Here is a 10,003-nt window from a genome sequence, read left to right on the forward strand (position 1 = left end):
CCATGTCGCTGAGCTATCTTGAAACCTCGCTCGACCGGATCGACGCCGCCGCCCGCGACGATGTCATCGAGATTTGCATCAACCCAGACGGGACCTGCTGGGGCGAATTCCAGGGTGATCACTTCATGCGCGCGCTGGACCAGAGGCTGACGGGCGTTCAGGTCAGGGACCTCGGCAACCAGATCGCCTCCTCGGCCAATACCACGATGAGCAAGGACCGCCCCATCGTCTCGGTCTCGATCACCTATAAGGGGCGCCCGATCCGCGCACAGGTCATCACCCCGCCCGCCGTGCTCTCGGCCATGTCGATCAGCCTGCGGTTCTTCTCAAGCCTGCCACTCGAGGGCATTGCGCTCGATTTCCTCTACGGAAAGGAGCGAAAGCTCGAAGACCTGCGCGTGGAAAAGAAGCGCGCCTTGCGCGCCGTCGTGGCCGCGGGCGTGATCGATGATGCGCTGGCATTTTGCGTCGAGAACAAGCTCAACATGATCGTCTCGGGCGGCACCTCCACCGGCAAGACCGTGGCCGCGCGCAAGATCCTCGCCCATGTGCCGGCCGAGGAACGCATCGTCACCATCGAAGAAGCCGCCGAGCTTCTGCCGACCCAGCCCAATGCCGTGACCCTCATCGCCAATCGCGACGCAGAATTCCAGACCGCAGATGTGCTTCTCACCGCCACGCTGCGCATGCGCCCCGACCGGATCATCCTGGGCGAGGTGCGCGGCAAGGAGGCCATGACCTTCCTGGAAGCCATCAACACCGGCCATGGCGGGTCCATGACCACACTGCATGCCGAAACCCCGCAACTCGCCGTGCAGCGGCTCGCGATCGCGGCACTCAAGACCGAAATCCCGATGACCTATGCCGACATGATCCAGTACATCGAAAATTCCATCGATGTGATCATCCAGGCCGGTCGCCATGACGGCAAACGCGGCATCACCGAATTCTACCTGCCCGGCGCAACTGAGATTGGAGCTTCCCCATGAAGACCTTTGAATACGATATCTTGTCCTTTCCCATGACTCGTAAGACCGGCCTTTCCGACATGCAGGCCAGTCTGAATGCCAAAGGTGCGGAAGGCTGGGAGGTGGTGTCGATCAGCTCCTCGGAATTCGCCAATGTCGGGCACACAGTGTTTCTGAAGCGCGAAACGACAACCGTTGGAACCGCGGCATGAGAGTGACGCGGTTTCGCCTCGCCCTGGCTGCGCTCGCCCTCGGCCTCAGCCTGACGTTCACCCCCGCGTTCGCCGAGCGCGACCTAGTCCCTACCTTGGAGCGCCGCTTCGATGTCTGTCCGGACCGCCCCGCTGAACTCAGCTGGATGCAAGAAATCCCCCTGCGCCAAGCCTATCAGCGCGTGCTGGTCCAAGACATCTACCGTGCCCAAAACCTTGAGCGCATCGTCGAGACTGGCAGCTGCGATTGCGAGATCCGGTTCCCGTCCTGGGACGATGCCGAGGCGATGTTTCGCGAGGTCCACGCGAGTGGCGAACGATGGGAGATGCTGCAGGCCTCGGACGCCTACAACCGCCGCGCCAACGCCGCCCGCCCTGCCGCCAAGGCCATCTGCGAAGCCGCGGGCAATTGGTAAGGCTGATCCCCGATGAGCGTCGTCACCTATTTCGTTCAAACTTCCCAGGGCTACCTCGACACCGCCGCGGAAACCCAGTTCGGGTCTGTCGCTGCGACCGTGGGCACACTTTTGGTTGTGGGTACAACACTGGTGGTGATCCTAGTCCTCCTGAACACGATCTACCAATACAAGGCGATGGACGGCAGAACGGCCTTTTGGCTGGCAGTCAAGATCGGGCTCATCGGGATATTTGCAACCAACTGGGTGCAGTTCAACGCCCTCTCCTCCGCCATCCTGGCCGGGATCGACAGCATTGCGGGTGCGCTGGTTGCTTCCGTTGGTGGTGGAACTCCCGGCCCTTCTGGCACTTTCGCCGAAGAGTTTGACCGGCTAATCGCGGAACTAGGGGACTATCTCAACGCCGCTGGGTCCGAGCTGAACTGGATGGCAGGGGCCATGCTCGACATTGTCGGGGTCCTCTTGCTCTCGATCCTCGGCGGGCTGGCCGCCTTCATCCTCGTGGCATCCCGCCTGATGATCGCACTTCTGATCGGGATCGCACCGGTGATGATTTTCCTGACCCTCTTCGAGGTCACCAAGGACTATTTCGCGCGCTGGCTGTCGGCGCTGGTCTCCTTCGCGCTCTACCCCATAGTCGTGGCCGGTGTGTTCGCGACAATCACGGGCGTCTCCTCTGCCCTCATCGGCGAACTCGGCGAACCGGAGGGAGCCTCAAACATCGGCGCGCTCATTCCCTTCTTCATGATGGTGCTCATGGCCAAGGGCTTCATCATTGCCACGCCCTTCATCGTCCGCGCGATCTCCGGAAACATTATGATGCCCGCCCTCTCCGGTGGTCTCGGCGGCGGCTACAGCTTTGCCCGCGCCGCCATGGGCAGCCAGCAGGCCTACAATCGCTACCTGATCGGAGGCGCAAGTGGCGCAGAATACGCAGCCCTCAGGGCGCGGCAGTTCTTCGGCGTGCAGCAGATGCCCGTGAGGCAGGGCATGGGGCAGACGGGTTCCGCAGGAGGCACAGGATCCGCAGACTCGGGGTCAAAAATGCTGGCGCAGCTGGCGAGACTGGGTCGACTTGGCCGACGGTGACGGCCCTGAGCCGACCTTCGTGCTTGGAGCCGCGGTGACCTCTCCCAGCCCAAACAAGACATTGGTGCTGAGTGCAGCGCGAGCCACGCTGCATACGCGAAGAGAAGGAACGGATTTCCCGAAAGCAGTCATTCAAGAGGAAACCTCGGCCATGGGAGATGGTGCAACCTAATTTTCGGGGTGCTGCCGTTCAAAACCGACGCGACGTCTCGGAACAGGGCCAACAGGAGGTGCGAAAAACCTCATGGGCAGCACTTACGACACGCACTCCCCCAAAATACCGCAGGAAACATTGGCGATAGAAAACCGCTCTCTCGGCAATTTCGGCTTGCGGGTGGAGCTCCCCTGCCGTCTGGAGACATAGAAACGGCAATATCTCGGTCCGGCTGTCAGAAGGGATTTGTCCTACCGATCTCCGCGTTCATATTGCAGTCGGGATCGTCTAAGGCGCTCATTCTTGGCTCGGCGCATTTCGTTTTCGTCATCTAGAATTTCACGCGCTGCACGGGTGGTTTTCTCCATCGCTGTTTCCTTGCGGCGAACACCGACGAGTTTCAGCGCCTCAGTATCAAGCTTGGTCATGGTCTTGCTCCGTTGAGATCGATTGTGCGGCAGGGCGGTATCGCGTAAAAATTCAATCCGTTTTCTATCGGGTGGGCTATGGGATGGATGGAAACGGCTGCGCGGCCATGGCGCCAACTAGCAGTGGCTGCCTAAGCAGCCGCAGGAACATCCGCCTGAAATCCAGCGGTGTCCACTGCCAGAAGGAATGCGGCGCGCGCAGCTCCGACAGGAGCAAGACAGTCCATGGCCGCATCGATTTGCTCGAGTGCGACGTCTCTGTTTCTGTCAGAAACAGGCCATGCTTTCTGCAGCCAAAAATGGGCTTGTTCGATTGTGGAGATTTTCCGCGTTCGCCCTTCGGACGGCAGGAAAATGGTCATGGGGGTGCCCCAAGAGAGTTCTATCAAGTGTATTCTTTCGATACTTTGGGAAAAACCGCATCTGGAACATGATCACTGAAGATGCGGGAAGCGAGAGCATTGCAGAATGCTCCCGCTGAGTGCTTGAAACCTGTAAAGGTTTAGGCGAGTGCAAGATTGCTGGCGGACTCGCGTCCGTCGCGACCGGCCTCGACATCAAAGGTCACGGCTTGACCATCGTCCAAGTGCTGGATGCCAGAGCGTTCCAGAGCGGAAATATGGACAAAGATGTCCTTCGATCCGTGCTCGGGCGCGATAAAACCAAAACCTTTTTGAGAGTTGAACCATTTCACGGTGCCATTGGCCATCGTGTCGTCTCCTTGAAAAAATGCCATCCGCAACATGCGATAGCCCGGCCCAGTGTCGACATAAGAACAACTGGGGCCGCTAGGAAACAGAAGAACGTAGGAAGAAGCTTTGCCCAACCTACATGGGGGAGGTCCCCGGCAATTGCAAGGATTTTCAAGTGTTTTGCAATAAACCGCATGCCCGCGCCGGAGCCCAATCCCGTTGCGACGGCATGTTTCCGGTTCGATTGCATCGCCGATCAAGATCGGGTCTAAAGAACTTTAGCTGGCTCCGCAGGCAATCATAGCAAGGCTGAAGACAGCCGTATCATTTTGCATACCCATGGGTTTGTCCTCGTGGGACAGGTCAACACGACAGAGAGTTTACCCCATGCTGAGCACATCCAAGCCACCGCTCCTGGCCGTCCTTATTGACGCAGACAACATATCTGCCAAACACGCCGAGATCATGTTTGAGGAGATCGCATCCCTGGGAGAGGCGAGCATTCGCCGTATTTACGGCGATTTCTCGGGGTCCGGCGCTCAAGGCTGGACCAAGGAAAAGCTTGCCTCGTTGGCAATCGTGCCGCATCAGCAGTTTTCCAATACCACAGGCAAGAATGCCTCTGATATCGCGCTGGTCATCGATGCCATGGATATTCTTCATTCCGGTCGCTTCGACGGGTTTGTTCTGATCTCCTCGGACAGCGATTTCACGCGGCTGGCCAGCCGCATACGCGAGCAGGGATTGGATGTTTTCGGCATGGGGATGCGCAAGACCCCAACTGCGTTCGTGAAGGCCTGCAAACGGTTCATTTATGTTGAAAACCTCATCTCAGAGCCAACAAAGACAACACCTAAATCAACGGCCCCAAAAGAGGACAGCCAGGACGGTGCTCCGACGCATCTGGAAGATCCAAGCAAGCTTGTGAAGCGGGCAATGGATGCGATCAATCAGGACGATGAGTGGATTCCGCTTGGGCAGATCGGGCAATATCTCTCCACTGCTGCTCCTGATTTTGACACGCGCAGCTATGGAAAGCGAAAGCTCAGCGAGCTGATCGCCACATTGAAAACGCTCGAGACCAAACGCGGCGAAGGCAATCAGATTATGGTGCGTCGTCTCGACTAGGGGTTAAGCTCGCCTTTGCCTAACGTCGTTTGACCGCTTCCCGCTGTACGACCCGTCGTGCTGCACATGGCTCGAATGCGCCACGGCCAAGGTCTGCTTGTGAGTGCGGCGTCACAGCGGTGAGGACCTATTGAACTGGCCCGAAGGCCAGACTTTGCAAATGTCGCTATCTGCGCGTTTCTGCCATCCTGTTCGCGTTGTCCCGAAAGCGGTTCAGCCAGACCAGCGCCAGCTTCTTCACCGACACACGCCGTTAGCACCTGCCCCCCGCCCATTGATCTCTCCTTCTTCGCCCGTCAACAGACCCGCCAGGTCAATACTCACTAATCAGCTGGCACTCCGGCCCTTCGGGCCTGCGTTCCAGCTGTCGTTCGCCGGGGGCTGACGCCCCCGGACCCCGGCGGCGCTGACGCGCCGCTCGGGATGCGCTCCGCCCTCCCGAACCCGCCAGGGGCCGTCAGCCGGACCAAAGGATGCTCTGCCCCTCTGAACACCCAAGGCAAGGGCGGCTCGCCACACCCCCTGCACTCCCTGGCGTCTCCCGACAGGCTCAGGGCATCGTTCCGCACAGCCCCAAGACCCCATTGCTCCTAGAGGATGCAGCTCCACGCTCTCCTCCAAACCTCCTCCCCCTCCCGGAAAGAGCGTTCCGCACCTCTTCCCGAACCCATCTTGGCTCGCCTCCCGGCGGAGTCGCGAGGGGCGGCCCCTCTCGACGCTCTCCCCGACCGAACAGCAAGGATGGACACGACAGGGAGCAGGGCCAGCTCCTTTCGTCGTGCGCGCGCCTTGTGACGCGCACGACGAAAGGCCCAGGCCGAGAGGAAAGGGTAAGATCAGGCGCGTCGGCAACTCTCACAACAAGGAGCCGACATGCTCGACGCAATACAGACGAACCTTACGATGACTGCCGCCTGGCGGGACCATATCTCGCCCGGCGACATCGTCTCTTACCGCTTTCCCCTCGCCGAGAAGGAACACTCGGGCCATCCCAAAGCGCGGCCCTGCCTCGTCCTCGACATCGAGGAGCACGGAGGGCAGCGGTATGCCCTGCTTGCATATGGCACCAGCTCACGCCGCAGTTCCAATATCGGCTACGAGGTGCACGTCCGCAGCCGGGAGGATTACTTCTCCGCCGGGCTTCACGAGCCGACCCGCTTCGTCGGAGCTCGCCGCCTTCTTGTACCGCTCACCCACAGTGGCTTCGCGATCTGCAAAGGCTACGGATCACCGGTTCTTGGCCGTCTCGATGGCTCGCCGTTCGAGGCGATGAACGCGGTGCGCGGCCGCATTCACGCAGAGCGCGACATTGCTACGGAATATCGCACCCGGCGGCACTACCGTCATGAGGCTGTTCGCGGGCGCGACTTCGTCGTCGAGCACCGCAAACCGCGACGTGTCTCTGCTTTCGGAAAGGCGGTGATGCAATGACCAGCCTCCCCCCGACGACACTGATAGAACGGCAGGTGGAGTTGGTGCGCGTCGCCCTCGACCACCGGACTGGCATACAAGCCCACCTGAATGCCCGTGTGCTGCCGCACCTCGGGACGACGGAACGGGCTGCATCGCAAGATCTGGCGACGTTCCTCGGTGAGGAACCAACCATCAGCGAGGACCTCGGCCACCGCATCGAAACGGCTCTTGCCGAGGTGCGCCGCGCGATCCGCGCCGGAACGACCGTTGAACGCGTACCTATCCCTTCCGAGCTACTGATTGGGCGTTCGGAAGCCTACGACACCCACCGGATGCTCAGCCCGGCTGCGGAGGCCCTGCAAGGGGCTTTACCGCCGATCGAAGGGTTTCACCAAGCCGTGCGCAGCGCGCTTTATTTCGCGGAGGCCTTCAGGCAGAGCCTTCGGCTCCTGAACATCGACTGACTTGAGGCGCCCCGCGAGGGGCGTTTCCCTTGAGGGGCATTGCCCCTGATGTCGGCCTGGATCTCCGGCATCTGGCGCGCCGGTGATGACCATCACTCCTTCGCTGCTACGAAGACACCGGCGCGCTATCCCCCGCCATTCAGGAGACCTTGATGAAACACCCACTCCGTTGCCTTCGCATCATCTACCGGAGGCGGCCGGCGCTGCTTGTGCGCGCCGCACTGATCCTGCTGCTGCTGGTTCACGCAGCCCTGCTCTTCCGCTGAACGAGGCGCACCTAGTTCAAACGCACCCGCAGTGAATGACTGCTGGTGGGTGCGGCGTCGCAGCGGCGAGTATCTACTCAACTGGCCCGCCCGGGGATCTGCACCCCATCAAAAAAGTGCAACCGGCGGCGGTGCTTCGATCCGATTTCCTGACTGCCACCAAGTTCGGTGGTGAACAAATCGGAGACCAAACCTTGACCACAAGCCCAGCCAAAGTCACCCAAACCGCCTCAAACGATAACCCCGGCGGCGCCACCCGGGCCAAACTTCGGCTCTCTGCCTTCGTCACCGTGCTTGCCAAGGCTTATGTTGCCAAAACCCTGGAAAAGGACCATCACGCATGACCGGCCATCACCGCAAAGCCCGCCGTGCAGCCGGTGTCCGCGCTGTCGCGGCCCCCACCATCGAACCTAAGGCCGTGCTCTACGCCCGCTACTCCAACGCAGTTCAAAACGAGATGTCCTGCGAAGACCAGCTCAACCTTGCCCGCGAGACTGCAGAACGGATGGGGTTCATTGTAGCAGGCGAGTTCCACGATGCGGCCATGACAGGCCGCACGCCTCTGAACACCCGCCCTGGCATCTGTGCGATGAAGGAGCAGGTTGCACAAGGCGGCATCACTGCTGTTTTTGTTGAAGGCGTAGAGCGCATCGGCCGCCGGGCTGCGGATATCAGCATGATCTCCGACTGGTTCGAAAGCCGGAACGTCGACCTCTACGCTGCCAATGGCGGCAAGTTCGACTGGAAGCTTATGCCGTTCCAGGCGGCTATCGCCGAATTCCAGTCCCGGGAGATCGCAGACAAGACACGGCGCGGCCAGATCGGAACGACGCGGCGTGGTCGCGTGGCTGCCGGCCTTGCTTATGGCTACCGCGTCACACCCGCCGGGGAGGGTCTCAATCGCGAGATCGTTCCATCAGAGGCCACGATCATCCGACGCATTTTCAACGAATATGCCGCCGGGAAATCGCCTCGAGCCATTGCTGCCTCACTCAACGCTGACGGCATCCCCTCGCCGTCGGGACGGAAGTGGAATGACTCCACGATCCGGGGTAATGCGAAGAAGCGCGACGGGATGCTGCGGAATGAAGCCTATGTCGGCGGCATCACTTACGGCCGCAACCGGTTCTCCCGGGACCCGGATACCGGCAACCGGATCTCCCGCCCCGCGGCGGAAGAACACCAGATCGTTTATGGCGATGCCCCCGAACTCGCGATCATTGAAGACGATCTCTGGAACACAGTCCAGAACCGTCTCGAGAGGACGCACGCCATCTACGCCGGAAAGGCAGCACCTTTGAACGGAAGTCACCGCGCCCGGTATCTGCTGAACGGGATCGTCAAATGCGGCTGCTGCGGCGGCGGTTTCACGATCACCGGCAAGGAGCGCTACGGTTGCTACAACCGCAAGAGCCGCGGCAAGCAGGAATGCGCAAACAGCCGGACCATCACGCGCCATGAACTGGAGAGCCGCGTGCTGGCACGGCTCCGCAAGGGCCTCATGACACCCGCCTTCGCACAGCAATTCGCAGAAGAGGTCACGCGCCTGATGTCTGGCCGCCCTGACCAGAACGCGGCCTCCCATGCCGCGCTTGAGGCGCAGCTCAGGAAAGCGGAAGGAGCAATCGAACGCCTGCTGGACCGGCTCGAAGGAGATGACGCCAGCGCCGCGCTCATGGAGCGCTTGAAGGCGAGGGAGGCGGAGCGCGATGCGCTCCGAGCGGAACTCGCGGAGATTTCCGAAGAGAACAGTTTCACTGTGCCTTCCCGGGAGGATCTCGAGGCAATCTACCGTGCCCAGGTCGCACGTCTGGAAGAGCTGCTGACCGGCAGCGATCATATGGTCGAGGCGAACGCGCTTTTGCGGGAGCTTCTGGGCGAAGTCCGCGTCTGGGGCGACCCGCAGGCAGAGGGTGGTGTTGCGATTGAGATCCGGGGCGAGGTGTCCCGGATGTTTCAAGGCACTGGTGGAACACAAAAAAGCGCCCCCTGGGGCGCTGGCTTGTCTGTTTTGCGTTATTTTTGGTTGCGGGAGCGTGCAGCCGTCGCAATCTACCAAATCCGAACTGCTATGTTTGAACCCTTTGGTACCTAGGTCATTCGCGCCCCTCGCTTTGCCAGCGACAAGCGGCAAGCGACAGGAAATGGCTGCTCTACAACCTGATCCTACGGCAGCAGGCCAACAATGCACTAACAATTAAGCTGGACCACTCAGGTGGGGCCGACCAGTGTCTCATGGCGTCTTGAGATCTGGTGTTGCTGTAGAGGTTGCACATATCGCCACGCTGCCGCCGTTGGCTTCGGTTGGTCAAGGTTCCAAACCCTGCGCGATTGACTTACCCCCAACGCGACACGATAGCGATTTCGGCCCTAAGGTTCGAATAGCCGTAAGGGTCGGAGTGGACGAGGTGTTGATCTGCCGTTATGCTAACAAACATAGGAGTTCGTGATCGACTGGAAGGGCTCCCCCGCTGTCGTTTGACAGTTCAACCGCAAGGGTGAATAGCGAAGAGGTTGTCGAGGTAGCCAAGGGGTCCAAATGGGCCCCTTTGGTGTTTTTCGAAGCGGCGGTCAAGGACGAGAGCCAGAACGCGGAGTTTAGCCTAACTAGGCGTGCTCTCCCCCTTTCTCCGGACGTTATAGGTTTGCAACGTGGATACGTGGGCGCCGGTTGCCCCAGCCTATCTCTTCCTCAAGCTGCGCAGAGAGGTTAAGCAAAATGTCCTCTCGGGCGACCGATGCAGCAATCTGCACCCCGGCCGGGAGCCCCTCA

At 60.4% G+C, this 10,003-nt stretch carries 12 protein-coding genes; 9 read left to right on the forward strand and 3 right to left on the reverse strand.

From position 1 onward, the window contains the following. Positions 1-2 precede the first annotated feature (2 nt). The 4 genes from SM764_RS18710 to SM764_RS18725 are packed head-to-tail and all read left to right on the forward strand — an operon-like array spanning position 3 to position 2,685. Complete coding sequence (locus SM764_RS18710; RefSeq protein ID WP_369002481.1) at positions 3-989, forward strand: ATPase, T2SS/T4P/T4SS family; 987 nt, start codon at positions 3-5, stop codon at positions 987-989. Then, positions 986-1,180, forward strand: a complete 195-nt coding sequence (locus SM764_RS18715) for a DUF4177 domain-containing protein (protein WP_009808068.1) — start codon at positions 986-988, stop codon at positions 1,178-1,180. The genes SM764_RS18710 and SM764_RS18715 overlap by 4 nt, the downstream gene beginning before the upstream one ends. Next, positions 1,177-1,596 (forward strand): hypothetical protein, encoded by a 420-nt coding sequence (locus tag SM764_RS18720; RefSeq protein WP_369002482.1) that lies wholly within the window; start codon positions 1,177-1,179, stop codon positions 1,594-1,596. Before SM764_RS18715 ends, SM764_RS18720 begins: the two co-directional genes overlap by 4 nt. 12 nt (positions 1,597-1,608) lie before the next feature. After that, on the forward strand, positions 1,609-2,685 hold the full coding sequence (locus SM764_RS18725; protein WP_369002483.1) for a TrbL/VirB6 family protein: 1,077 nt from the start codon (positions 1,609-1,611) through the stop codon (positions 2,683-2,685). Between the two features lie 405 nt (positions 2,686-3,090). Here the strand turns inward: SM764_RS18725 and SM764_RS18730 are convergent, their stop codons facing one another. The 3 genes from SM764_RS18730 to SM764_RS18740 form a co-directional block, all read right to left on the reverse strand. Then, on the reverse strand, positions 3,091-3,267 hold the full coding sequence (locus SM764_RS18730) for a hypothetical protein (protein WP_274831099.1): 177 nt from the start codon (positions 3,265-3,267) through the stop codon (positions 3,091-3,093). A gap of 131 nt (positions 3,268-3,398) precedes the next feature. Further along, the gene (locus SM764_RS18735; RefSeq protein ID WP_116560341.1) at positions 3,399-3,629 is read right to left on the reverse strand and encodes a DUF982 domain-containing protein; all 231 of its coding nucleotides are present in this window, start codon (positions 3,627-3,629) and stop codon (positions 3,399-3,401) included. A gap of 140 nt (positions 3,630-3,769) precedes the next feature. Further along, entirely contained in the window at positions 3,770-3,976 is a 207-nt protein-coding gene (locus SM764_RS18740) for a cold-shock protein (protein ID WP_065273549.1), read from the reverse strand. A gap of 370 nt (positions 3,977-4,346) precedes the next feature. On the opposite strand from SM764_RS18740, the gene SM764_RS18745 reads away from it, so the two are divergent. The 5 genes from SM764_RS18745 to SM764_RS18765 all read left to right on the forward strand — a co-directional run bounded on the left by SM764_RS18745 (position 4,347) and on the right by SM764_RS18765 (position 9,325). Beyond that, a complete protein-coding gene (locus SM764_RS18745; RefSeq protein WP_274832300.1) occupies positions 4,347-5,087 on the forward strand; it encodes an NYN domain-containing protein in 741 nt (246 codons plus the stop codon). 873 nt (positions 5,088-5,960) lie between these two features. Next, the gene (locus tag SM764_RS18750) at positions 5,961-6,518 is read left to right on the forward strand and encodes a hypothetical protein (RefSeq protein ID WP_369002484.1); all 558 of its coding nucleotides are present in this window, start codon (positions 5,961-5,963) and stop codon (positions 6,516-6,518) included. Further along, entirely contained in the window at positions 6,515-6,964 is a 450-nt protein-coding gene (locus SM764_RS18755; RefSeq protein WP_369002485.1) for a hypothetical protein, read from the forward strand. Before SM764_RS18750 ends, SM764_RS18755 begins: the two co-directional genes overlap by 4 nt. 460 nt (positions 6,965-7,424) lie before the next feature. Continuing rightward, positions 7,425-7,574, forward strand: a complete 150-nt coding sequence (locus SM764_RS18760) for a hypothetical protein (protein WP_369002486.1) — start codon at positions 7,425-7,427, stop codon at positions 7,572-7,574. Beyond that, entirely contained in the window at positions 7,571-9,325 is a 1,755-nt protein-coding gene (locus SM764_RS18765) for a recombinase family protein (RefSeq protein WP_369002487.1), read from the forward strand. The genes SM764_RS18760 and SM764_RS18765 overlap by 4 nt, the downstream gene beginning before the upstream one ends. Positions 9,326-10,003 lie beyond the last annotated feature (678 nt).

This window comes from Pseudophaeobacter sp. 1A16562 (assembly GCF_041008785.1).
Lineage (GTDB): Bacteria > Pseudomonadota > Alphaproteobacteria > Rhodobacterales > Rhodobacteraceae > Phycobacter > Phycobacter gallaeciensis_A.